This is a genomic window from Xanthobacter aminoxidans, assembly GCF_043193615.1.
In the GTDB taxonomy this organism is placed as follows: Bacteria; Pseudomonadota; Alphaproteobacteria; order Rhizobiales; family Xanthobacteraceae; genus Xanthobacter; species Xanthobacter aminoxidans.
Map to the genome: position 1 here is coordinate 213,191 of NZ_JBAFUS010000005.1, position 22,163 is coordinate 235,353.

A 22,163-nucleotide genomic window follows, 5' to 3' on the forward strand; every position below is an offset into this window, starting at 1 on the left:
CAAAAGAACATGCGCTCTTTCCGTCAGTTCGCCCTCGCCTCGGCGACGGCCGTGGCCCTCGGCACGGTCTTCGCGGGCGGCATCGCGGCCGCCCAGCCGGCGCCCGCCGCTCCCACCGACGCCGCGCCCTACACGGCCGAAGACGCCGCGGCCGTGCTCGACGCCCGCCTCGCCGCGCTCAAGACCGTGCTGCGCCTGACCCCCGACCAGGAGAAGCTCTGGCCGCCGGTGGAAGCCTCTATCCGCGACGCGGTGAAGGGCGCCATCGAACGCCGCGAGAAGCGCCTCTCCGCCCCGCCGCCGGCCACCGTGCTGGACGTGCTCGCCAACGTCGCCACCGCCGAACAGGCCCGCGGCAAGGCGCTCGCCAACTTCGTCGAGGCTGCCAAGCCCTTCGTCGCCTCGCTGACCCCGGCCCAGCGCAACCGCATCCCCACCTTCCTCGGGGTGCATGACAACGGCCAGCAGCCCAACACCTCCGAGCTGTGGATCTTCGAGGAGGAGGAGTGATGCGCGCGCTGACCCTTCTCGCCCTCGCCGCCCCGGCGCTCGGCGCGCTCGCCGCTCCGGCGGCCGCCTTCCCGCTGCCGCAGGCGCCTGAGGTCGCAACCGTCCAGACCGTGGCCGGCGGCTGCGGCGTCGGTTTCCATCGCGGCCCGTGGGGCGGCTGTCGCGGCAATGGCGCGGTGTATGTGGCCCCGCACGCGGTCGTCGTGGCACCCCGTCCGGTCGTGGTCGCGCCCGGCCCCGTGGTGGTGGCGCCCGTGCGTCACTGCTGGTGGCGGGCCGGGCCCTACGGCTCGGTCCGCGTCTGCAACTGAAGCGCGGCTGAAGCGTTTCCCCAGGGCGGCGGCTGGATCGCCGCCCTGTCTATTGCGTCGTAAAACGGCGGCGGGCACGCCGCTTCGCTCTCGGCAACAGGAGAGACATCATGCGCAAACAGATCCTGATCGCCGCCGCCGCTGCGGGCTTTCTCGGGCTCGGCACCGGCGTCGCCGCCGCCTTCCCGGCGCCACAGCCGCTCGATCGGCTCGCGACGGTCCAGACGGTCGCCGGCGGCTGCGGCATCGGCTGGCACCGTGGCCCCTGGGGCGGCTGTCGTCCGAACTACTGGCGGCCGTATTGGGGGCCGCGCTATTGCTGGTGGCGCCCCGGCCCGTGGGGCCCCGTGCGCGTCTGCCGCTGAGGCAGACCTGCTCCTCACTTCGGTGCAAGTGCACCTCTTCCGGCCCGGTGCGACCACAGGGCGGCCGCCGAACGCTTGATCGGACGGCGCCGCCGTGCAAGCACGGAAAAAACGGCAGGGGAGCGCCATCATGACCAAAGGCGAGGCGGATCTCGTCATCGGCGAAGGGCGGGCGCTCGGCGCCCACCCCTTGCGCGCGGCCATCCTGAGGGAACTGCACGCGCGCCCCTTCGTGCCGGTCTCGGCACCGCGCCGCATGCTCCATGCCGCCTTCCTGCTGGATGCGGCGGGTGCCCAGTCCGACCGCGCCGCGCTCGCGGCGCTGTGCAACGCCCGCGGGCTGCCGGCCCCGGCACCGGGGGCGAAATATCATCACGTCTCCTTCGGCGGCGCCGAGCTGCGCTGGGAAAGCCACGCGGAATTCTGCACCTACACCTGGGACCTGCCCTCCCTTGACCTTGCGGAGGGGGGCCTGCCGTTCCAGCCGCCGGCGACCACCCTCGCCAGCCCCTTCGGCGAAGTGCCGCAGCCCGGTCCGCTGCTGGTGGCGGTGGATCTGCACCTCCTGCGGGACACCGCCGAGGACTTCTTCCTCGAAAAGGTGTTCGACCGCTCCAGCCTCGCCCGCGCGGACGTGAGCGACGGCTTCGCCGAGATCGCCACCGACTTCATGGCCGATCCCTCCGGCTTCGTGCGCATCCTGGTGCGCGACCGCGGCCTCGGCGCCGATGCGTGTGGCGCGCTGGTGCAGCGGGTGCTGGAGATCGAGACCTACCGCACCCTCGCCCTTCTCGGCCTCCCGGAGGCGCAGCGCCTCGCGCCCGAGGTGGCGCGCATCGAGCAGCGGCTCGCCGGCTCGGCGACCGAGATGATGTCGGCCAAGGGCCTTTCCGACAACAACCGCCTGCTGGACGAACTGGTGGCGCTCGCCGCCGAGCTTGAGGCGGGCGCCACCGCCTCCCTGTTCCGGTTCGGCGCCAGCCGCGCCTACATGGAGATCGTGCGGCTGCGCCTCGCCACCATCCGCGAGATGTCGGTGCCGGGCTTTCCCACCTGGCAGCAGTTCCTCGACCGCCGCATGGCGCCGGCCATGCGCACCTGCTTCACGCTGGAGGAGCGGCAGGACAAGATCGCCCAGAAGCTCGCCAACGCCGCCGACCTGCTGCGCACCCGCGTGGACGTGGAGCTGGAGCAGCAGAACCGCGACCTGCTCACCTCCATGAACGACCGCACCCGCCTGCAGCTACGCCTGCAGCGGACGGTCGAGGGCCTGTCCGTCGCGGCGATTTCCTATTATGTCGTCAGCCTCGTGCACCACCTCGCCGATGGCATCCACGAGAGCGGCGTCGACGCCAGGATGCTCGGCATCCACATCGACGTGGGGCTGGTGACGGCGGCCGCCGTGCCGCTGGCGCTCCTGGGCGTGTGGTCCGTGGTGCGACGCATCCGCAGCGCCCACGGCGACGGGGATTGAACGACGGGGATCCAAAAGAGGTTAGGGGGAGGGCTGATGGACCACGAGGTCGAATACAACAACCGTGCCCGCGTGCCGGACCATCCCGCCATCTTCGAGCGCTGGGCGCACAGCTCGGCCGCCATGCGCGGGGCAGCGGTGGCGGCTGACCTCGGCGTACCCTACGGCTCCGGCCCGCGGCAGATCCTCGACATCATCTGGCCGGGTACCGACCGGCAGGCGCCGGTGGTGCTGTTCCTCCACGGCGGCTACTTCCAGTCCCTGCACCCGCGGGACTTCACCTTTGCCGCGGCCGGGTGCCTCGCCCATGGCGTCGCCATGGCGTTCGCCGGCTATGACCTCGCGCCGCTGGTGCCGGTGGGCACCATCCTCGCCCAGGCGCGGGCCGCGGCGATTACCCTCTACCGCCTCGTCGGCCGGCCGCTGGTGGTGTGCGGCCATTCCGCCGGCGGCCACCTTGCCGCAGCGCTGGCCGCCACCTCCTGGCGGGAGATCGATGTGGATACGCCGGACAATCTGATCCCGTCCGGTCTCGGCATCTCCGGCGTCTATGAGCTTGAGCCGCTCGTCCCCACCTCCATGAACAAGGCGCTGCGCCTCGATGCGGAGGAGGCCCGGCGCCTCTCCCCCGCCTCCTGGCCGGTGCCGGCGGGACGCAGCTTCGACGCCTTCGTCGGCGGGGCCGAGAGCGCGGAATTCCTGCGGCAGGCCCATGACCTCGCCGCGAGCTGGCGCGCCAAGGGCGTGGCCGCGCAGGCCTTCGACGTGCCGGGCGCGAACCACTTCACGGTGGTGGATACGCTCGCTGATCCCTCCTCGCACATGGTGCGCCGGCTGGTGGAGATGGCCCGCGCCATCTCCCAGTGACCGGAACACGACACGCCAGAACGGACCTTTCATGCAGCCCATCCAGATTGCCGTCGTGCCGGTCACGCCGTTCGAGCAGAACTGCTCCATCCTGTGGTGCACCAAGACCATGAAGGGCGCGGTGATCGACCCCGGTGGCGATCTCGACCGCATCCGCGCCGCCATCGCCGAGACCGGCGTGACCATCGAGAAGATCCTGCTCACCCACGGGCATGTGGATCACGCCGCCGGAGCGGCGGAACTGGCGGAAAGCCTCGGCGTGAAGGTGGAAGGCCCGGGCGCGGCGGACCAGTTCATCATCGATGACATCCCGCGCATGGCCGAGAAATACGGCATCGAGGGCGCCCGTTCGGTGACGCCGGATCTCTATTTGAAAGAAGGCGACACGGTGAGCGTGGGCGACGTGTCGCTGGAGGTGCTGCACGTGCCGGGGCATACGCCGGGACACATGGTGTTCGTCCACCGCCCGGTGGGCCTCGCGATCGTCGGCGATACCTTGTTCCGGGGTTCGGTGGGGCGCACGGACTTCCCCTATGGCGATCCCGATCTGCTCATCAAGGGCATCAAGGAAAAGCTGCTACCGCTCGGCGACAATATGGTCTGCCTTCCCGGTCATGGTCCTGTCACGAGCATCGGCGACGAGAAGGCGCATAATCCCTTCCTGCGCTGACCATCCCAGCACCCACTCTTCAGGAGACCGCCCGTGACTGCCGCCCGGCGCTACGCCGTCTACCTCGCCCCGCCCTCCGATGGCGCCCTCTGGCGCTTCGGCTCGGCGGCGCTCGGCTATGACGCGGAGACGGGCGCCGCGCTGGCTGCTCCCGACATCGCCGGCTTCGACGCGGCGGCCTGGCATCAGGCGACCGCCGAGCCCCGACGCTATGGCTTCCACGGCACGCTGAAGGCGCCGTTCCGGCTCGCGGACGGCGCGTCTGAGGACGATCTGGTCCAACTGATGGCCCGCTGCGCCGCCGGCCATCATGCCTTCGAGATGCCGCCGCTGGAGGTCCGCGCCATCGGGCCGTTCGTGGCGCTGGTGCCGGCGGTTCCATCGCCCAAGCTCGAAGACCTCGCGCGCTCGGCGGTGCTGGAGCTGGATGGCCTGCGCGCCCCGCTCTCGGCCTCGGAGATCGCGCGGCGCAGGCCCGACCGGCTCTCGGCCCGCCAGCTCGGCTATCTGGAAACCTATGGCTACCCTTACGTGCTCGACGAGTTCCGCTTCCACATGACGCTGACCGGTCCGCTGCCGGAGCCGGAGCGGGTTCAGGCGCTGAACGCACTCACCGCCGCCTTCGCCGCCAGCGGCGCGGACGTGCCGGCGACGATCACGGACACGGCGCTCTACGTGCAGGAGCCCGGGGCGCCGCAGTTCCGGCTCCTGCGGCGGTATCCGCTGGGAGCCACCCAATGAAGCAGCTCGGTGAGACACCGCTCATCGATCCCACGGCGCAGGTCCGCGCCTCCACCCTCGGCCGCTACACCGAGGTCGGTCCGCGCACCAAGCTGCTCGAAGTGGAGATGGGCGATTACTCCTACGTGGTGAACGATTCCGACATCGCTTATGCGCGCATCGGCAAGTTCTGCTCCATCGCCGCCATGACCCGCCTCAATCCCGGTAACCACCCGACGTGGCGGGCCTCCCAATCCCATTTCCTCTATCGCGCCTCCGCCTATTTCCCCGGCGAGGAAGACGAGACGGATTTCTTCCAGTGGCGGCGCGACCAGCAGCTCACCATGGGCCATGACGTGTGGATCGGCCACGGCGCGGTGGTGCTGGCCGGCCGCAGCATCGGCACCGGGGCCGTGGTGGCGGCGGGCGCGGTGGTGTCGAAAGACGTGCCCGCTTATGCCATCGTCGCCGGCGTGCCGGCGCGCCTTGTGAAGTGGCGGTTTCCCGAGGAGATCGCCGCGCGCCTTCAGGCGCTCGGCTGGTGGGACTGGACCCACGCGCAGCTCCGCGCCGCCTTGCCGGATTTCCGCAGCCTCCCCATCGAGGCCTTCCTCGAGAAATACGAGGGCTGAAGGCCGCGCCTTTGGCCAACCCGATACCGCCGCCGCCCCACCGCTCCCCTTCGGCGCGGAAGGGTGCTAATCATCGCCGATGATGCGTTCTCCGGTGAACAAGACTCCCGCCGACGGCGATCCCGAGGGTCCCGGCGGTTCCGACATGCCGCCCGTCCCCCATATCCATCCCGCGTCCGTGGTCTCGGCGCTGGCGACCCTCGATGCCGAAAAGGCCGGGCTCGAGGCCCTGGCCAAGGCCATGGCCGGCCCGCTCGGCGCCGCCTTCGACGTGGCGGTGGCGACCATCCAGAATTCCCATGGCCGGGTCATCATCACCGGCATGGGCAAGAGCGGGCACGTGGCGCGCAAGATCGCCGCGACGCTCGCCTCCACCGGCACGCCGGCCCACTATGTCCATCCCGCCGAGGCCAGCCACGGCGACCTCGGCATGATCACCACCGACGACGTGATCGTCGCTTTGTCGTGGTCCGGCGAGACGGTGGAACTGCGCGACCTCGTGGAATATTCGCGCCGCTTCGACGTGCCGCTGATCGCCTTCACGTCCAATCCCACCAGCGCCCTCGCCTCCTCGGCCAGCGTGGTGCTGAACCTGCCGGTGGCGCAGGAGGCTTGCCCGCACGGGCTCGCCCCCACCACCTCCACCCTCATGCAGCTGGCGCTGGGCGATGCGCTGGCGGTGGCGCTGTTGCAGAGCCGCGGCTTCACCGCGCTCGATTTCCGCCAGCTCCATCCCGGCGGCAAGCTGGGCGCCAGCCTGAAATTCGTGCGCGACGTGATGCGCGCGGGAGAGGCCCTGCCGCTGGTGCAGAGCGGCACCAAGATGGGCGCGGCGCTGGTGGAGATGAGCGCCAAGGGTCTCGGCTGCGTCGGCGTGGTGGCTCAGGACGGGGCGCTCGCCGGCATCGTCACCGACGGTGACCTGCGCCGCCACATGGCCAACGACCTCGCCGCCCGCACGGTGGACGAGATCATGACCCCGGCGCCCCGCACGGTGCGGCCGGACCAGCTCGCCTCCGAGGCGCTGAACATCCTGAACGCGCGCAAGATCACCGCGCTGCTGGTGGTGGAGGACAGGGCGCCGGTGGGCGTGCTGCACATCCACGATCTGCTGCTCACCGGCATCGCCTGACCGAACGGGCACGCGCCCGTTCAAGCCCGCGCGGCGATTGAGCGAAGCAATATACCGCCTCGCTCAGGCCACCGGGATCGCCTTGTCCGGCCGGGTGGCGATGAGGTTGCGCAGGGTGAGCAGGGTCGAGGCATCCGCCACCCCATCCACCTGCGAGGGACGGAAATGGCGCTGGAAGGCGGCCACAACCTCGGCGGTCGCGGCGTCATACGCGTCATCGAGAGCAATGCCGTAGCCATACCACGCCAGCATGGCCTTCAGCGCCGCCACCGGCTCCCCCGCATCGCCCGGCATGAAGAACCGCCCCCCGGTGATGTGCGCTTCCGGGACCAGATGGCCGACGCCCGCCACGTGCAGTGCCTGCCACGGAAACCGCTCGCCGGGATCGCGCTTGCGCGCCGGGGCGATGTCCGAATGGGCGAGCACCCGGTCTGCGCGGATGGCGTGGCGGGCAATGATGTCCTGGGACAGGGCGATCACCCGCGCGATCTGCACGTCCGGGAAGGGCGGCAGGCCGAAATCGTGGCCGCCATTGACGATCTCGATGCCGATAGAGCGGGAATTGGTATCGGTGATGCCTTCCCACGAGGACAGCCCCGCGTGCCAGGCCCGCGCGCCCTCCGCCACCATCTGCACGATGCTGCCGTCCTCCCGGATGACATAATGGCAGGAGACCTCGGCCGCCGGCGTCCGCAGCAGCTCGATGGCCGCATCGGCGCTGCCCATGCCAGTGTAGTGCAGGACCAGCATGTCGATGCTTGAGCGGCGCTCGCCGAAGTTCGGGGAGGGAACAAGCGTATCCACCAGCGCCGAATCGGAGGCGACAAGTTCGGGGGAAGCGGGCGCGTCCATCACAGGCCCCTCTGTCGGGCGATGGTGGAATAGGCGGCATTGAGCGCCGCCACCCGATCGTTGGCGAGCTTGATGGCGGCGGGTGGCAGGCCACGGCCGGCGAGCCGGTCGGGATGGTGGGTCGAGACCAGCGCGCGCCAGTGCGCCTTCACCTCGTCATCGCTGGCGCCGGGGTCGAGATCGAGCACGGCATAGGGATCGCCCGGGCGCCGCACATGGCGCGCCTCGATGCGCTCATAGGCCAGCCCCTCGAAGCCGAGGATGCGGGCGACCTCGGCGAGGAAGACGAGCTCCTTCTCGTGCAAGGCATGGTCCGCCTTCGCCACGTGGAACAGCGCGTCCATGAGGTCTTCCCGCGTGTCCGGCGCGTCGGCGAACAGGTCCGCGACCTGATGGGCGTAGGCCTCGAAGCCGGCGGTATCCTGTTTGGCGAGATTGTAGAGGCGCGCCACCGCGTCGAGATCCTCGGGCGGGATGTCGAACACCTCGCGGAAGGCCTCCACCTCCGCCGGCACCACCACGCCGTCGGCCTTGGCCATCTTGGCGGACAGCGCAATGAGGGCGATGGAGAAGGCAGCAGGCTTGGGCGCGGGAGCGAGCAGAACGCGGTCGATCACATGGCCCGCCAATGCCCCGAGCAGGGCGCCGAGCGGCCCCCCCAGCGCAAATCCCACACCTGCCCCGCCGATGAGACCGTAAGCCACCTGATCCTCCGCATCCGCTCCGGCGGAGCTAGAGCAGGGATGCGGCGCCGGCAAGGCGAGCGAGGGGGCCTGCGCTGCGGGATTCCTGAAACGTTGCGGCTCAGCTCCCGTTGCCCGGGAAGGTCCGGGCGAAGATCTTGCCCTCCGTGTCCTCGGCGCGGACCGAGACGGGGGCTGCGGAGGGGGTGAAGCTGAAGCGGAAGGTGGGGTCCTCGCTGATGGAGATGCCGCCCTCCATGGCGAAGATGAGCTTGGCGCCCTGCTTCACCTGAACCTCGCGCACGAACCAGGCCGGCGTGTAGCCGCGCGTCGCCTCGTCCATCTGCAGGCCGGAGAAATTGGGATGGCGGATCTGCACCTGCGCCTCCGGGCGGCCGGAATCGGCGAAGGAGCGGAATCGGATTTCCCCGAGCTTGGCGATGCTCTCCGCCGTGTCCTTGGTGGCCGGCGCGGAGCAGCCGCCCGCTGCCTTCACATAGGCCTTCGTCATGATAAGGGCACCGTCGCTGGTCTCGGCCACGGCGCGCACCCAGCTGTAGGAATTCACCCGCACCCGTACGGAGAGCGAGAAAGTGCGGATGCCGTCGCCGAAGGCGAATCTGCCGGCCACAGGCGACGGGTTCTCGTCGATGATGAGCGTCACAGCCTTCAGCGTGCGCGGATCGTCCTTGGGCAGTTCGAGCGCGAGGGTGAGGGGCACGAGGGCAGCATCCTCCGCCCGGCCAGGTGCGTCGATCCGCACCGCATTGCCGGCGTCGGTGATCTTGGCCGAAGGGAAGATGTCGCCGCGAATGGACGACCATGTGGCTTCCGGCCTGTCAGGGTCGGCCTGCGCGGACTCGGCGGCGGCGGGGCTGGCCAGCATCCCGGCCAACGGCATTGCGGAGATCAGAGCTGCGAGCACGGCTCCCGTGGTGCCGGCGGAACAGCGCAGGGATAAGCGCTTCATGGCATTGCCTCCCAAGAGTCGGTCATGGCCGTGTCGGCCTTATTGTCCGCGCCGCGTCTGCCGGCGACGCACGGGTCGGGTTCCGCCTAGGGGCGCGGCTGCGCCGCTTCCAGCGGAAGCCCGGCTTCGCCCCAGCCGTCCACGCCGGTGGGAAACCAGGATACGTCCGTGTAGCCATAGGCGAGGGCGCGCTTGGCGGCGTTCCACGACATCCAGCAATCACGCTGGCAGAAAATCACAAGCGGCGCATTCACATCGCCGCGGGTGACGGCGGAAAGGCCGGCGCGGAAATAGCTTTCGGTCTCCGCATTGAGCGCGCCGAAACCCACATTGGGCAGCCACATGGCACCCGGAATGGTGGAGTGGGGCTGGTCCCGCCACAGCGTTCCCGCCGGCAGGCCCGCCGGCTTGGGCGGGCGCGGCAGCACGTCCACGAAGGCGGCTCCGCCCTTGCGCCACAGCTCGGCCGCAGCGGCAGCATCGAGCACGCGGGCGCCATGGAGTGTCGCCGGCACCGGCGCACGATAGGCATCCAGCCGGTAGCCCTCGGGCTCTGCCGGTGGAGCCGCAGTCGGGGCGGAAGGCGCCGAAGGTGCGGCGACGGGCTGAGCAAGGGCCGGCATCACCAGCAGGCAGAGCCCGCCCAGCACAGCGATCGCAAGGTGGCTGCTCCGGCCCGCTCCCTGCATCGTCCGGCTCACTGGCCCGGCGTCCCGGCGTGCGGCGCGATGGGCTGGCCGTCCTCGTCCAGAAGCGGGACGTGATAGGCGACGAGCACCTTCTCGATGTCGTCGGCGCGCTTGCGCAGCACGGTGTTGAGCGTCTGTTTCCAGATGTGGTCGGTGGGGCGGACACCCATGGTGATTCGGTAGGCCAGCGCCGGGCGCGGCGCCTCCTTCACCAGCGGGATCACCTTGAGCGGCGTCGCTGACCGCGCCGCGAAATAGCCGGCCGAGGGCCCCCAGAGCAGGCCGCCGTCGATCTCGCCGGCATTGAGGCTCGCAAGCATCTCCTCGGCCGGGGAGGCATAGCGCCGGTCCACGAGGAGCGAATAGGTGCGGGCATTGCCTATGAGCCCCAGTTCAAGAAGGTGGTCGGCCGGCGGGGTCGCGGCGATGACGCCGAGCTTCGCCGTCTTGAGCTTCGGATCGGACAACTGGGTCACGCCGTCGAGCGGACCGCCGGCCTTCACCACCAGCACGAACACCGATTCGTAATAGGGGTTGGTGTGCAGGACGAGGTCGGCACCGGCCACATAGCCGATGATGACGTCGCACAGGCGACGGCCCAGCGAGTTGCGCACGAAACCGGGGCCCTGCGGCATCAGATAATAGCGCAGGGGCAGCTTGAGCTCGTCGGCGACGATGGCCGCGATCTTGTTCTCGAATCCCTCACCGGCGGAATTCGAGAAGGGCATGTTGGCGGGATCGGCGCACACCCGGAGGGCATCCGCCGAGACCTGGTCGGGAATCTGCTGCCCACCGGCCCCCGAAGGGCTGAGCAGCAGGATGGCGGCGAGGGCTGCCGTCGCGAGCGACGCCAGCAGGGGCGCGAACCGTTCCCTACTCGCCGAGGCAGGCCTTCTCGGCATCGGCAATCTCCTTCGACTTGTCGTCCCGCTTGGCGGGGCGGACGCGGCCCAGAGCGTCGGTGGAGCGTGCGCGCAGATAGACGTAGAGGTCGTCGAGGTAGCACATCACGTTCTTGTTCAGGCCAAACGACGGCATCACCCGGTCGTTGCCGTTGCTCAGGTTCTGGCGGCCGCCGACGACCACTTCGCTGAACTGGTCGAAGTTCATCGTCTTCAGCGAGTCGGCGAGGGCCGGGGCGTAGGTGGAGCCCATGCCGTCCGGGCCGTGGCAGACGTGGCACTCGGCGTGGTAGCGGCGGTAGCCGGAATAGGTCAGCCAGTCCACCTGGCCATCGGGCTTGATGTTGTAGGTGGGCGCGCCGTCGACATCGTAATAGCGGCCGCCTTCCTCCTTCACCGGCTTGGGGTCCGCCGGCTTGGTGGTCTCGGCGCGCGAGGCGGTGCTGCCGAGGGCGAGCGAGAAGGCGGCGAGGAAGAATGCGCCGGCGCGGGTCAGGGTGAGCGAGGAAACCACACGATCTCTCCAAAACGACTGACGAAGGGCGAAGACGGGCCCTGGGGGGCTGGGGCGCATCCGTCTCCGGTTTCGCAAGGGGCCGGGCCGCGAAAATCCCGCATCGGCGGGCGCGAGCGCCGGGCGCAGGTACCCGTTCCGGCTCTGGCCGGCGGGGCATTGCCTGCTGTGAAAAGGATCGGGCCGGCGGGGGTCTCCCCAAGCCGGCCCGACTGCGCATGCGAGATGCGCCTGGCCTTAACGCCGCCCGATCATTGCGGGATGGCGAAGACCGTCAGCTGACCGCCGAGGGCGGTGTAGTTGCTGAGGGCCGCATAGCCACCCACCGCGCCGAGGCCGGCGTTCGGGTCGGTCAGTCCGGCCGCGAGGCCGATGCCGGCCCAGCCACCGACACCCGAGAGCACAGCCACGTACTGCTTGCCCTTGTGGGTGTAGGTCATGACGTTGCCGATGATGCCGGACGGGGTCTTGAACTTGTAAAGTTCCTTGCCCGTCTTGGCGTCGACCGCCTTCAGGTAGCCTTCGAGGGTGCCGTAGAACACCACGCCGCCGGCGGTGGAGAGAGCGCCGGACCACACGGAGAACTGCTCCGGGTTGGACCACACGATCTTGCCCTGCTTGGCGTCCCACGCGATGAAGTTGCCCATGCCGCCATGGCTGCCGGGAGCCGGGAACATGGAGAGCGTGGCACCCACATAGGGCTGGCCGGGGGTGTAGCTGACGCGGAACGGCTCGTAGTCCATGCACACATGGTTGGTGGGCACGTAGAACAGGCCGGTGTCAGGCGAGTAGGACGCAGGCTGCTGGTCCTTGGTGCCGAGCGCCGCCGGGCAGATGCCGGTGGAGTTCACATCTTCGCCGTTCTGCTCGGTGGAATACTTGGCCACGACCAGCGGACGACCATAGGTCGGGCTGTTCTTGTCCATGTCCACCTTCGAAGCCCAGTTCACCGCCGGGTCGAACTTCTCGGCCACGAGCAGCTCGCCGGTCTTGCGGTCCAGCGTGTAGCCGAAGCCGTTGCGGTCGAAGTGCACCAGCGTCGGGCGGGTCTGTCCGCCGATCTGCTGGTCGGCGAGGATCATCTCGTTGATGCCGTCATAGTCCCACTGGTCGTGGGGCGTCATCTGATAGACCCACTTGGCGACACCGGTGTCGGCGTCACGGGCGAAGATGGTCATGGACCACTTGTTGTCGCCCGGGCGCTGCTTCGGGTTCCAGGTCGAGGGGTTGCCCGAGCCGTAATAGATCAGGTTGAGCTGCGGGTCGTACGAATACCAGCCCCAGGTGCAGCCGCCGCCGGTCTTCCACTGGTCGCCCTGCCAGGTGGCGAGGGACGAATCCTTGCCCACGGGCTTGCCGAGCGCAGTGGTCTTCTCGTCGAACAGGATCTGGCTGTCCGGGCCGACGGAATAGGCGCGCCACGCCTGCTTTCCGGTGTTGATGTCGTAGGCGGTGACGTGGCACTGCACGCCGAACTCGCCGCCGGAGATGCCCACGAGGACCTTGTCCTTAACCGGCATCACGGTGGCGGTGTTGGTCTCACCCTTCTTGGGATCGCCGTTCACCACCGACCAGGCCACCTTGCCGGTCTTGGCGTCGAGCGCCACGACCTTGGTGTCGGCCTGATGCAGGAACACCTTGCCGTCGGCATAGGCGAGACCGCGATTCACCGTATCGCAGCACATCACCGGAATGACGGTGGGGTCCTGCTTCGGCTCGTACTTCCAGATGATCTTGCCTTCGTTGTTGAGGTCGAGGGCATAGACGATGTTCGGGAAGGGCGTGTGGACATACATGATGTCGCCCACGACCAGCGGAGAGCCCTCATGGCCGCGCAGCACGCCCGTGGAGAAGGTCCAGGAGACCTGGAGCTTGTTCACGTTGTCGGTCGTGATCTGCTTGAGCTTGGAATGGCGGGTGTTGGCGTAGTCGCCGGTCTGGAGAACCCACTGGTTGGGGTCCTGGGTAAGCTTGAGAACACTGTCATTCGCGCTGGCGGGCGCGCCGAAAAATACGGTTGCCGCCGCCGTGGCGGTCAAAACCAAAAGACGTCTCATCCGGGCTTCCTCCGATGGATGCGGGTCCGCCTCCACGCGCATGTGGAGCGGGAAACGCACTGAGCGTTTGTTTTCGCCTTGGGGGACTCCATCTACTTCGGCAGCGTGTCACGACCGGCGTGATGCCCTGAAGCCTTGCGGTGACAAGTGCGTCCCGCAGGCCTGCGAACCAACCCCGCGTTCCCCGCACGGAGCTGTTGAAGCCGAAGCTGTGAGGAACGTAAGCAATGTTTTCGCCCAAGGCAATACGCCAAATGTCCGGTTGACGAGGCGATTTATACTGCAAGCGCGAAGTTGCCCTACGTAATTTTGCAGCGCAGCAATATTCGCGTTCGGCAGCGGCTGCGCGGCCCTATTCCCATTCCAGCTCGTGATAGGCCGACGTCGCGTTGCGGGCGTTGAAGTCGTCGAACAGCTTCCAGTCCGGCGCCTCCTCGCGACCAGCCGCGCGGGCCGCCTCGGCCATGGTGCCGCCGGCCTTGACCGTGGCACGCACGTCGGCGACGAGGCGTTTGAGATAGCGCTCGGTGGGCGCCGCAGCGTCCGGCCAGGGGGCGGAGGCGGGACCGTGGCCCGGCACCACGCGGGCCGCAGGCCGGCGCTTCATCTCCTCCAGGAGGGCGATCCAGCCCAGGGCCTTGCCGTCGAGGGCGGGGACATGCCCCAGGAAGAGAAGATCGCCGAGGAACCAGGTGCTTGTCTTTTCGTCGAATACCGTGAGGTCGGTGGCGGTATGGGCGGTCGGCCACGCCTCGAGACGCAGCGGACGCTCCCCGAGATCGATGCTGCGCACCTTGTCCACGGTCTCGTCGGGCAGAATCACCTGCGTCCCCTCCGCCGCCTCCGGCCCGATGAGGCGCTCGGTGGCGGAAAGGTAGGAAGAGGCGCGGGCGGAGAGCGCCTCCGGCAGGTTGTGATGGCCGATGAAGGTCACGCCCGGCCCCACGAACGCAGCATCGCCGAGCACATGATCGGGGTGCATGTGGGTGTTGATGACATAGCGGATCGGCAGCGTCGTCCGAGCCCGGATGGCCGCCTTCAGCGCCTCCCCCGCCGCCTTGCTGCCGCCGGTGTCGATCACCGCCACGGCATCCTTGCCGACGACGAAGCCGGCATTGCCGACGAAGCCGAGATTCTTCGGCAATGCAAGGGCATAGGGCGCCTGATGGACGAAGACGCCGGGGGCGATCTCGCTCACCGCGAACGGCTCCGGCTGCGCTTGCGCTGCAGCCGGAATCGCGCCCACCAGCAGCGCCGCGAGCGCCACGCCTGCGGCCACGCGCGGCACCATCTGGGGCTTGCAGCCATGGGCTCCGGAACGCTCCATCTCACCCCTCCCGCAGCAGAGGAAAGCGCGCAGCCAGCGCCGCCCGCTCAGCCTCGATCCATGGACCATCGCGCATGGCTCGCGGCAAGGCGAGACACACCTCCTCGACGACGTGGGTGGGCCGTGGCGCCAGCATAACCACGCGGTCGGCCAGCTCCAGCGCCTCGCGCACATTGTGCGTCACCATGAGCACGCTGGTCCCGCCGTCCGCCGCCAGCGCCACGTAGCGGCGCAGCTCTGCGGCGGCCTGGGCATCGAGGGAGACGAAGGGCTCGTCGAGCACCAGAAGGTCCGGCTCCAGCGCCATAGCGCGCGCCAGCGACACCCGCCGGGCGAGGCCCAGCGACAGCTCGCCGGGATAGCGCGCCGCATGGGCCGAGAGGCCGAAGCGCGCGATCAGCGGAGCGAGGTCCATGGCCCGGCGCGCCTTCGGCAGCACGAGGCGGATGTTCTCCTCCACCGTGCGCCACGGCAGAAGACGCGGTTCCTGGAAGGCGACGCCGATGGAAAGGGTCGCGGGATCGGGCTTCACCTCGCCCTCGAAGGCGCGGTCGAGCCCGGCGAGGATGCGCAGCGTCGTCGTCTTGCCGCAGCCCGAGGGGCCGATGAGGCAGACGAATTCGCCCCTGCGAAGGGCGAGCGTGATGCCGCACACGGCCTCCATCCCGGTCCCGTCGGGCCGCCGGTAGGTCTTGGCGCGGATGACCGCCTCAATGAGCGGAGAGGCGCCAGCGTCGGACATGGGCTTCATAGGGCTGCAGCACGCCGTATTCGATGGCCAGCATGACCGCCATGAAGGCCAGCGAATAGCCGAGCACGGCGGTCACGTCGAACAGCTGGAAATAGACCGAGATGGCGTAGCCGACGCCGTTGGGGCGCCCCAGCAACTCCACCACGAGCACGATCTTCCACACCAGCGCGAGGCCGGAGCGCGCCGCCCCCGCGAGATGCGGCTGCAACTGCGGGATCAGCACGTGGCGCAGCCGGTCCATGGGCGACAGGCGGAAGGCATTCGCCATCTCGTCGAGCTCGGGGGAGAGCGCGCGGGTGCCCTCGCGCATCAGCACCGCCACGGTCGGAATCTTGTTGAGCGCCACGGCGAGCACCGCCGCCGCCTCGGTGAGGCCGAGCCAGATGTAGCAGAGCACGGTGATGACGAGGGCGGGCGTGTTGAGCAGCACGATCACCCAGGTATCGAAAGCCGTATCGAGCCTGCGCGAGCGGCCGAGGGCGACGCCGATGGCGCAGCCCAGCGCCATGGCCACCACAAAGGAGACCACGACCCGCGCCAGCGTGATGGCGATGTTGGAAACAAGATCGCCCCCGGTCGCCTCCCGCGCGATGAAGGCGAACACCGCATGGGGCGCCGGAAGGGACCGGCTGTGCGCCAGGGTGGCCGTGGTCTCCCATGCCAGCAGCAGCAGGACGAGCGAGGCCGCCCGCGCCGCGGTGCCCGAAGAAAGCAGCTTCATCGCGCCGCCGGCGCCTGGAAATAGAGGTCCGCCGGCAGGCGCGTGGCGCTGCCCACCAGCTTCGTTCCGCCGAGCTTCACCAGAACGGCATAAAGCTGCGCGGCAAGCGTCTGCTCCTCGGCAAGCGACAGCCGGGGGATTCCGGCGAGGAAGCCGCGGCGCAAGGCTTCGAAGGTGGCTTCGTCTCCCGCCTGCATCTGCGCCCGCGCCGCCGCCCAGCCGGGCCCGGAGCGGGCGGGATCAGGATCGGCCAGCGCCGTCTTGGTGGCGCGGGAGGCGGCGGCGAAGGCGGCGACCGTACCGGGGTTCGCACGGGCGAAGGTGCCGTCGAACACGTAGCCTACCAGCGTCGGCTCATGAGCGAGGCCGAAGCCCTTCACCATCTCCTCGACGGTGAGCATCTGCCGGAAGCCCTTGGGCTCCAGACGCGCGGCGAAAGTCCAGTAGATCAGCGCAGCGTCGAGATGGCCTGCCTCCAGCTCGGCCGCGAGCAGAGGCGGCGCGGCGAACACCGGCTGTGCGGCGGTCTGGAGATCGAGGCCAGCCTTCTCCTGCGCCGTCGCCTTGAGCATGAGCCAGCTTTTGTCGAGCGGGCCGCCGGCGACCCCCAGCCTCTTGCCGGCGAGGTCCGCGACGGAACGGATGGGGGAGCCCTTGGGCACCATCACCGCCCCTTCCGAGGAGGAGAAGGGGATGTAGACGAGATCGCGCCCGTCCGCCTTCACCCGCGCCGCCCAGAGCAGGTCGCTGACGATGGCATCCGCCGCCCCCGCCATGAAGGCGACGCGGCCGGCGTCATTGTTGGCATAGCGGGTGACATCGAGCGTCACGCCATTGGCCGCATCGAGCCCCAGCGCGCCCATGGCCGCGATTTCCCAGGCGGCCGAGCCGAATTGCAGGATGCCGAGGCGGGTGGGCGGCAGCGCGGCATGCGCGGGAGAGAGTGGCCCGCCGGCAAGCGCGACGGCAGCGCCGGACAGCGCGGCGCCCGAGAGCGCCAGCAGGCGGCGGCGCGTGAGCATGGCCTTCCTCCCGAAATCCTCCGGCCGGCGCCGCGCCCGCGACCCCGCCCGATGCGCCGCCACTGTGGCGACGCCGGGAAGAAGTGTCCATAACGATCTGAAACAAAAGGGCTTTTCTGAGAGGAATTTAAGAAAGTCGGAGAGGGAAGAGTTCCCGCCTCACACCGGACGACGGTCCTCGATGGTCTTGGCGTCGGCGGGCAGCGTGCCGGGCGAGAGCACGACCAGCCGGCCGCGCAGCTTGGTGGCGGAGCGGATGTCCTCCAGCAACGCATCCTGCGAGAGCGCGGCGGCGTCGGCGACCTCGATCTCCAGGGCCATGTCGTCCTGGTCGCCCGCGCGATCCACCACGAGACGGGCCTTCGCCACGGCCGGATGCTTCTTCACCGCCGCCTGAACCTGCACGGGATGCACGAACATGCCGCGGATCTTGGTGGTCTGGTCGGCGCGGCCCATCCAGCCCTTGAGGCGGATGTTGGTGCGCCCGCAGGGGCTGGTGCCCGGCATCACGGCGGAGAGGTCGCCGGTGGCGAAGCGCACGAGGGGATAATCCGGCTCGAACAGGGTGACGACCACCTCGCCCACCTCGCCCACGGCCTCCACCGGATCGCCGGTGCCGGGGCGCAGAATTTCCACGAGGCAGCCCTCGTCCACGATCATGCCGTCCTCGGCCTCGCTCTCATAGGCGACGAGGCCGAGGTCCGCCGTGCCGTAGCACTGGCGGGCGGAGATACCGGCGGCCTTCAGCTCCGCCCGGTGGACCGGCAGGAAGGCCTCGCCCGACACCAGTGCCTTGGTGAGGCAGGAGATGTCGGTGCCGGTCTCGCGTGCCTTGTCCACGAGGATCTTCAGGAAGGAGGGCGTGCCGCCATAGCCCTGCGGGCGGATGTCGGCGATGGCGCGCAATTGCAGGTCGGTCTGGCCGACGCCGGCCGGCACCACGGCGCAACCCAGCGCATGGGCGCCGCTCTCGATCATCGAGCCGGCCGGGGTCAGGTGATAGGAGAAGGAATTGTGCACGATGTCGCCGGCGCGGAAGCCGGCCGCGAACAGGCCACGGGCGAAGCGCCAGAAATCAGGGCCGTGGCCCTCCACGTCATAGATGGGGCCGGGCGACATGAAGATGCGGGCCAGCCTGCCGGGCGGCGTCGCGTTCAGCCCGCCGAAGGGATAGTTCCTCGGCTGGATCTCAAGCAGATCCGACTTGCGGGTGACGGGCAGCTGCGCCAGCGCCGCCCGCGTGGTGATGGCGGCCGGGTCCACGTCCTTGAACAGTGCGGCGAAATAGGGAGCCTTCGCCTTGGCGTGGGCAACCTGCGCGGCGAGCGCCTGCATCAGCGCCTGCTCGCGCGCTTCGGGATCGCGGGTCTCGCTGGCGTCGTAGTGGCGGTTCGGATCGGTCATGGTGTCTTCCTGTCCCGCGCCCTGTCCCTTTTGGTGCCGTCATGGCCGGGCTCGTCCCGGCCATCCACGTCGGGCCGCCGGAGAAATGGTTGGTAGTGTTCCCGGCCGCTCCACGTGGATGGCCGGGACAAGCCCGGCCATGACGCCGTGCTGTTCAGATCGCGGCGCCCCCGCTAGCCTCAGAGCCACCGTTTCCGGCGCTTGAAGCTCTTCAGGTTCTTGAAGCTCTTGCGCTCCTCGCCGCCGCCCTGGCCGAGGTAGAATTCCTTCACGTCCTCGTTGGTCGCCAGCATCTCGGCACTGCCATCGAGCACGATCTTGCCCTGCTCCATGATGTAGCCGTAGTCCGCCACGGAGAGCGCCACGCGGGCGTTCTGCTCCACCAGGAGGATGGTGACGCCGAGGTCCTGGTTCAGCTTCTTGATGATGGAGAACACCTCCTTCACCAGAAGCGGCGACAGGCCCATGGAGGGCTCGTCCATGAGGATGAGCTTGGGGCGGGACATGATGGCCCGGCCGATGGCCAGCATCTGCTGCTCGCCGCCCGAGAGATAGCCGGCAAGGCCGGTGCGCTCCTTCAGGCGGGGGAAGTATTCGTAGACGCGCTCGATGTCGCTCTTCACCTCGTTGTCGCGCCGGGTGAAGGCGCCGAGGCGGAGGTTCTCGAGGCAGGTCATGTCGGCGATGATGCGGCGGCCTTCCATCACCTGGAAGATGCCGCGGCGGACGATCCGGTCCGGCTCGATGCCGTTGATGCGCTCGCCCATGAAGGTCACGTCGCCACGGGTGATCTCGCCGTCCTCGGTCTTCAGGAGGCCGGAGATCGCCTTCAGCGTGGTGGACTTGCCGGCGCCGTTGGAGCCGAGCAAAGCGACGATCTGGCCCTTCGGCACCTTCAGGGAAAGGCCGCGCAGGACGAGGATGACGTCGTTGTAGACCACCTCGATATTGTCCACCGACAGGAGCGGGGGCGCGGTCTCGGCGGCGGGTTCGAACTTCAGTGCGGCCTCGGCCATGGCATTCATCCTCATCGCACCGTCATGCCCGGGCTTGTCCCGGGCATCCACGTCGTCCCGCAGGAGCCGACCGCGCCAGATGCGCCCGGCCGTCCCACGTGGATGGCCGGGACAAGCCCGGCCATGACGCCCTGTTAAAGCCTCACCAGCCCTGCAGTTCCGTCTTGCGCGGCAGGTCGATGGTGGCGACCTTTTCGAGCTTGATGGTGCCGGCCTTCACGAGGTCGGCCACGGAGGCGTCCGTGGGGCCCGTCACCACGGAGCGGTAGAGGTCCACGCGGGTGGTGGGGCGGTGGTCGGTGGCGGTCCAGGTGGAGGGATTGCACACGCCGTCCATGCCCTTCGGCACCCAGTCCTTCTTCTGGTACATGCCGTCGCGGATCTTCACGCCGGTCACGCCGCCGTTCTTGTCCGCCCACTCCATGGCTTCCTTCATGTAGAGGGCGGTGCAGATGGCCGCGAGATAGTGCACCGGGCGATAGGCCGCGCCCGAGGCATCCGACATCTTGGAAATCTCCTTGGCGGTGGCAAGGCCGGGCGCCGAGCCGTTCCAGGTCACGGCGGTGCGCACCGGGAAGACGACGCCGTTGGCGGCCTCGCCGGCGGCCTTCATGGCGTTCTCGTCCATGCCCCACACGTTGCCGAGGAACTGCACGTCCACACCGGCGGTCTTGCACGCCTTCAGCACCGAGATGTTGGAGCCGGCGGTGTTGCCGAGATACGCGTAGTTGGCGCCGGACTGCTTCAGCGTCAGGCACTGGGGCGTGTAGTCACCCGGCGTGAGGGCGAAGGTGATGGGATCGAGCACCTCGAAGCCGAGCGACTTGGCATATTCCGCCGCCGCTTCCTTGGGCGAGTTCGGGTAGGGGTGGTTGGCGCCCATATGGACCCACTTGGGCTTGCCGGGCTTGCCCTTCTTCTTCCAGTCGTCGGCGGCCCACTGCACCATGGCGCGGGCGGCGTCCGAATAGGACGGGCCGTAGAAGAAGTTGAACGGCGCGGCGCGCTCGCTCTTGGCGTTCACCTTGCCCACGGGATCGGTGAGGGAGGCGGAGTAGGAGCCCGAGTAATAGGGGATCTCCTCCTTCGTCACCATGCCCACGAGGGCTTCGGTATCGGCGGTGCCCCAGCCCTGGATGGCGACCACCTTGTCGGTGCCCACCCACTTCTTGAAGGCGGCCAGCGCGCGGGGCACCTGGTAGCCGTATTCGTTGAAGTCGGAATTGATCTTCTTGCCGTTGACGCCGCCATTGGCATTGATCCAGGCGATGGTGTCCTGGATGCCCTGACCGTAGGGCTGGCCCACGTCCGAGGTGCCGCCGGAATAATCGGCGAGATGGCCGATGTTGATCGACTGCGCGAGCGCGGGCGTCGCTGCGGCAATCGCCAGCGCAGAGACGAGGGAAAGGGTCAGTCGCTTCATCTGTGGCTCCTTGGGTTTCCTCTTGCGCCGGGCGGTCTGCGCCGCCTCGGCTCGGGTTTCGTCGGGACCTGAACGCGTCAATAGGAGAAGGGATAGAGCTTCCAGTAGGCCTTGATAAGGCGCCAGCGGTGGGCGAGGCCGTCCGGCTCGAAGATGAGGAAGAGGATGATGGTGAGGCCGATCAGCATCTCGCGCATGTAGGTGATGCCGTCTTTGAGGTGCAGCGCCTGGTCGATGGCCGAGCCCTGCAGCGCGGATGCGAGCCAGCCGGTGGCCTCGGGCAGCAGCACCATGAAAACGGTGCCCATCAGCGAGCCCATGATGGAGCCGAGCCCGCCGATGATGATCATGCCGAGGAACTGGATGGAGAAGAGGATGTCGAGCCCCTCCACCGACATGAAGCCCACATAGTGCGCATAGAGCGCTCCGCCGATGCCGGCGTAGAAGGACGAGATGCCGAACGCCATGGTGCGATACTTGGTGAGGTTCACGCCCATCATCTCGGCGGAGAGATAATGGTCTCGCACGGCGATCAGCGCCCGCCCGTCGCGGCTGCGCATGAGATTGGTGGCGCCGATGTAGCCGATGACCACGAAGAACAGCACCACGTAGAAATAACGCGCATCGCCCGACATGTCGTAGCCGAACAGGGTGAAGGGCGCGGCGATGGCGCCATGGGTACCGCCGGTGAACCATTCGGCGCGCACGAAGAAGTCCTGCAGGATGAACTGGGCGGCGAGCGTCGCGATGGCGAGGTAGAGCCCCTTCACCCGTGCCGCCGGCAGACCGAAGATGAGACCCACCACCGTGGTCCACAGCCCCGCCAGCACGATGGCGAAGAGCACCGGCACGCCCTTGTTGGCCAGATAAGCGGAAGCGAAACCGCCGAAGCCGAAGAACACCGCGTGGCCGATGGAGATCTGGCCGGAGAATCCGACCAGGATGTTCAGTCCCAGCGCGGCGATGCCGAGATAGCCGATCTGGATCATCAGGCTCAGCACGTAGCGCGAGGCGAACAGCGGTGCGCAGCACAGGGCCGCGATGGCGAGGATGACGAAGATCAGCGTCAGCCGCGTCTGGAAGATGGTCTGGTCGGCCTTGTAGCTGGTGCGATAGTCGCCGCACGGCCGGAGCGAGGTGAGCGCCATGAC

At 68.6% G+C, this 22,163-nt stretch carries 24 protein-coding genes; 9 read left to right on the plus strand and 15 right to left on the minus strand.

Annotation, left to right across the window (positions count from 1 at the left end; genetic code table 11):
* Positions 1 to 9 precede the first annotated feature (9 nt).
* From V5F74_RS21510 to V5F74_RS21550, 9 genes are all read left to right on the plus strand, one after another.
* The gene (locus V5F74_RS21510) at positions 10 to 510 is read left to right on the plus strand and encodes a Spy/CpxP family protein refolding chaperone (RefSeq protein WP_250165447.1); all 501 of its coding nucleotides are present in this window, start codon (positions 10 to 12) and stop codon (positions 508 to 510) included.
* Positions 510 to 821, plus strand: coding sequence for a GCG_CRPN prefix-to-repeats domain-containing protein (locus V5F74_RS21515; RefSeq protein WP_394009946.1), 312 nt, complete (start codon positions 510 to 512; stop codon positions 819 to 821). Before V5F74_RS21510 ends, V5F74_RS21515 begins: the two co-directional genes overlap by 1 nt.
* Before the next feature lie 110 nt (positions 822 to 931).
* Positions 932 to 1,186 carry a GCG_CRPN prefix-to-repeats domain-containing protein gene (locus V5F74_RS21520; RefSeq protein ID WP_250165448.1) on the plus strand — a complete coding sequence of 85 codons (255 nt, stop codon included), beginning with the start codon at positions 932 to 934 and terminating at the stop codon, positions 1,184 to 1,186.
* A gap of 130 nt (positions 1,187 to 1,316) precedes the next feature.
* Positions 1,317 to 2,660 (plus strand): DUF3422 family protein, encoded by a 1,344-nt coding sequence (locus V5F74_RS21525; protein WP_394009947.1) that lies wholly within the window; start codon positions 1,317 to 1,319, stop codon positions 2,658 to 2,660.
* A 36-nt stretch (positions 2,661 to 2,696) separates the two neighbouring features.
* Entirely contained in the window at positions 2,697 to 3,527 is an 831-nt protein-coding gene (locus V5F74_RS21530; RefSeq protein WP_029556260.1) for an alpha/beta hydrolase, read from the plus strand.
* 31 nt (positions 3,528 to 3,558) lie between these two features.
* Positions 3,559 to 4,197, plus strand: a complete 639-nt coding sequence (locus V5F74_RS21535) for an MBL fold metallo-hydrolase (RefSeq protein ID WP_029556261.1) — start codon at positions 3,559 to 3,561, stop codon at positions 4,195 to 4,197.
* Positions 4,198 to 4,230: 33 nt separating this feature from the next.
* Complete coding sequence (locus tag V5F74_RS21540; protein WP_029556262.1) at positions 4,231 to 4,938, plus strand: DUF1045 domain-containing protein; 708 nt, start codon at positions 4,231 to 4,233, stop codon at positions 4,936 to 4,938.
* Positions 4,935 to 5,549 (plus strand): LbetaH domain-containing protein, encoded by a 615-nt coding sequence (locus tag V5F74_RS21545; RefSeq protein WP_029556263.1) that lies wholly within the window; start codon positions 4,935 to 4,937, stop codon positions 5,547 to 5,549. The genes V5F74_RS21540 and V5F74_RS21545 overlap by 4 nt, the downstream gene beginning before the upstream one ends.
* A 145-nt stretch (positions 5,550 to 5,694) precedes the next feature.
* Complete coding sequence (locus V5F74_RS21550; protein ID WP_029556264.1) at positions 5,695 to 6,681, plus strand: KpsF/GutQ family sugar-phosphate isomerase; 987 nt, start codon at positions 5,695 to 5,697, stop codon at positions 6,679 to 6,681.
* Between the two features lie 63 nt (positions 6,682 to 6,744).
* Here V5F74_RS21550 and V5F74_RS21555 read toward each other — a convergent pair whose 3' ends face one another.
* The 15 genes from V5F74_RS21555 to V5F74_RS21625 form a co-directional block, all read right to left on the minus strand.
* Complete coding sequence (locus V5F74_RS21555) at positions 6,745 to 7,533, minus strand: N-acetylmuramoyl-L-alanine amidase (RefSeq protein WP_029556265.1); 789 nt, start codon at positions 7,531 to 7,533, stop codon at positions 6,745 to 6,747.
* Entirely contained in the window at positions 7,533 to 8,237 is a 705-nt protein-coding gene (locus V5F74_RS21560; RefSeq protein WP_029556266.1) for a molecular chaperone DjiA, read from the minus strand. The genes V5F74_RS21555 and V5F74_RS21560 overlap by 1 nt, the downstream gene beginning before the upstream one ends.
* Positions 8,238 to 8,337: 100 nt before the next feature.
* The gene (locus V5F74_RS21565) at positions 8,338 to 9,186 is read right to left on the minus strand and encodes a quinoprotein dehydrogenase-associated SoxYZ-like carrier (RefSeq protein WP_051678892.1); all 849 of its coding nucleotides are present in this window, start codon (positions 9,184 to 9,186) and stop codon (positions 8,338 to 8,340) included.
* Positions 9,187 to 9,272: 86 nt separating this feature from the next.
* Complete coding sequence (locus tag V5F74_RS21570; protein ID WP_029556268.1) at positions 9,273 to 9,809, minus strand: PQQ-dependent catabolism-associated CXXCW motif protein; 537 nt, start codon at positions 9,807 to 9,809, stop codon at positions 9,273 to 9,275.
* A 74-nt stretch (positions 9,810 to 9,883) separates the two neighbouring features.
* Complete coding sequence (locus tag V5F74_RS21575; RefSeq protein ID WP_051678893.1) at positions 9,884 to 10,777, minus strand: substrate-binding domain-containing protein; 894 nt, start codon at positions 10,775 to 10,777, stop codon at positions 9,884 to 9,886.
* A complete protein-coding gene (locus tag V5F74_RS21580; protein ID WP_029556270.1) occupies positions 10,749 to 11,291 on the minus strand; it encodes a c-type cytochrome, methanol metabolism-related in 543 nt (180 codons plus the stop codon). The genes V5F74_RS21575 and V5F74_RS21580 overlap by 29 nt, the downstream gene beginning before the upstream one ends.
* Before the next feature lie 251 nt (positions 11,292 to 11,542).
* The gene (gene xoxF5, locus V5F74_RS21585; RefSeq protein ID WP_029556271.1) at positions 11,543 to 13,348 is read right to left on the minus strand and encodes a lanthanide-dependent methanol dehydrogenase XoxF5; all 1,806 of its coding nucleotides are present in this window, start codon (positions 13,346 to 13,348) and stop codon (positions 11,543 to 11,545) included.
* 352 nt (positions 13,349 to 13,700) lie between these two features.
* Entirely contained in the window at positions 13,701 to 14,675 is a 975-nt protein-coding gene (locus V5F74_RS21590) for a quinoprotein relay system zinc metallohydrolase 2 (RefSeq protein ID WP_245279295.1), read from the minus strand.
* 1 nt (position 14,676) lies between these two features.
* Positions 14,677 to 15,417, minus strand: a complete 741-nt coding sequence (locus tag V5F74_RS21595) for an ABC transporter ATP-binding protein (protein ID WP_029556273.1) — start codon at positions 15,415 to 15,417, stop codon at positions 14,677 to 14,679.
* The gene (locus V5F74_RS21600; protein WP_029556274.1) at positions 15,386 to 16,147 is read right to left on the minus strand and encodes an ABC transporter permease; all 762 of its coding nucleotides are present in this window, start codon (positions 16,145 to 16,147) and stop codon (positions 15,386 to 15,388) included. Before V5F74_RS21600 ends, V5F74_RS21595 begins: the two co-directional genes overlap by 32 nt.
* A complete protein-coding gene (locus V5F74_RS21605) occupies positions 16,144 to 17,169 on the minus strand; it encodes an ABC transporter substrate-binding protein (RefSeq protein ID WP_029556275.1) in 1,026 nt (341 codons plus the stop codon). Before V5F74_RS21605 ends, V5F74_RS21600 begins: the two co-directional genes overlap by 4 nt.
* Positions 17,170 to 17,328: 159 nt before the next feature.
* Positions 17,329 to 18,573, minus strand: coding sequence for a phenylacetate--CoA ligase family protein (locus V5F74_RS21610; protein WP_394009948.1), 1,245 nt, complete (start codon positions 18,571 to 18,573; stop codon positions 17,329 to 17,331).
* A 179-nt stretch (positions 18,574 to 18,752) separates the two neighbouring features.
* Positions 18,753 to 19,598, minus strand: coding sequence for an ABC transporter ATP-binding protein (locus tag V5F74_RS21615; RefSeq protein ID WP_029556277.1), 846 nt, complete (start codon positions 19,596 to 19,598; stop codon positions 18,753 to 18,755).
* 133 nt (positions 19,599 to 19,731) lie between these two features.
* Positions 19,732 to 21,012, minus strand: coding sequence for an ABC transporter substrate-binding protein (locus tag V5F74_RS21620; protein ID WP_029556278.1), 1,281 nt, complete (start codon positions 21,010 to 21,012; stop codon positions 19,732 to 19,734).
* A 77-nt stretch (positions 21,013 to 21,089) separates the two neighbouring features.
* Positions 21,090 to 22,160: a branched-chain amino acid ABC transporter permease gene (locus V5F74_RS21625; RefSeq protein WP_394009949.1), complete on the minus strand. Its 1,071-nt coding sequence runs from the start codon at positions 22,158 to 22,160 to the stop codon at positions 21,090 to 21,092.
* Positions 22,161 to 22,163 lie beyond the last annotated feature (3 nt).

Bases quoted from the DNA above. Each gene is read 5' to 3' on its own strand.
- V5F74_RS21595 (WP_029556273.1), bottom strand. From the start codon at position 15,417: ATGTCCGACGCTGGCGCCTCTCCGCTCATTGAGGCGGTCATCCGCGCC.
- V5F74_RS21610 (WP_394009948.1), bottom strand. From the start codon at position 18,573: ATGACCGATCCGAACCGCCACTACGACGCCAGCGAGACCCGCGATCCC.
- V5F74_RS21515 (WP_394009946.1), top strand. From the start codon at position 510: ATGCGCGCGCTGACCCTTCTCGCCCTCGCCGCCCCGGCGCTCGGCGCG.
- V5F74_RS21550 (WP_029556264.1), top strand. From the start codon at position 5,695: ATGCCGCCCGTCCCCCATATCCATCCCGCGTCCGTGGTCTCGGCGCTG.
- V5F74_RS21600 (WP_029556274.1), bottom strand. From the start codon at position 16,147: ATGAAGCTGCTTTCTTCGGGCACCGCGGCGCGGGCGGCCTCGCTCGTC.
- V5F74_RS21570 (WP_029556268.1), bottom strand. From the start codon at position 9,809: ATGCCGGCCCTTGCTCAGCCCGTCGCCGCACCTTCGGCGCCTTCCGCC.
- V5F74_RS21625 (WP_394009949.1), bottom strand. From the start codon at position 22,160: ATGGCGCTCACCTCGCTCCGGCCGTGCGGCGACTATCGCACCAGCTAC.
- V5F74_RS21535 (WP_029556261.1), top strand. From the start codon at position 3,559: ATGCAGCCCATCCAGATTGCCGTCGTGCCGGTCACGCCGTTCGAGCAG.
- V5F74_RS21555 (WP_029556265.1), bottom strand. From the start codon at position 7,533: ATGGACGCGCCCGCTTCCCCCGAACTTGTCGCCTCCGATTCGGCGCTG.
- V5F74_RS21520 (WP_250165448.1), top strand. From the start codon at position 932: ATGCGCAAACAGATCCTGATCGCCGCCGCCGCTGCGGGCTTTCTCGGG.
- V5F74_RS21545 (WP_029556263.1), top strand. From the start codon at position 4,935: ATGAAGCAGCTCGGTGAGACACCGCTCATCGATCCCACGGCGCAGGTC.
- V5F74_RS21510 (WP_250165447.1), top strand. From the start codon at position 10: ATGCGCTCTTTCCGTCAGTTCGCCCTCGCCTCGGCGACGGCCGTGGCC.
- V5F74_RS21590 (WP_245279295.1), bottom strand. From the start codon at position 14,675: ATGGAGCGTTCCGGAGCCCATGGCTGCAAGCCCCAGATGGTGCCGCGC.
- V5F74_RS21575 (WP_051678893.1), bottom strand. From the start codon at position 10,777: ATGCCGAGAAGGCCTGCCTCGGCGAGTAGGGAACGGTTCGCGCCCCTG.
- V5F74_RS21530 (WP_029556260.1), top strand. From the start codon at position 2,697: ATGGACCACGAGGTCGAATACAACAACCGTGCCCGCGTGCCGGACCAT.
- V5F74_RS21615 (WP_029556277.1), bottom strand. From the start codon at position 19,598: ATGAATGCCATGGCCGAGGCCGCACTGAAGTTCGAACCCGCCGCCGAG.
- V5F74_RS21525 (WP_394009947.1), top strand. From the start codon at position 1,317: ATGACCAAAGGCGAGGCGGATCTCGTCATCGGCGAAGGGCGGGCGCTC.
- xoxF5 (WP_029556271.1), bottom strand. From the start codon at position 13,348: ATGAGACGTCTTTTGGTTTTGACCGCCACGGCGGCGGCAACCGTATTT.
- V5F74_RS21565 (WP_051678892.1), bottom strand. From the start codon at position 9,186: ATGAAGCGCTTATCCCTGCGCTGTTCCGCCGGCACCACGGGAGCCGTG.
- V5F74_RS21620 (WP_029556278.1), bottom strand. From the start codon at position 21,012: ATGAAGCGACTGACCCTTTCCCTCGTCTCTGCGCTGGCGATTGCCGCA.
- V5F74_RS21605 (WP_029556275.1), bottom strand. From the start codon at position 17,169: ATGCTCACGCGCCGCCGCCTGCTGGCGCTCTCGGGCGCCGCGCTGTCC.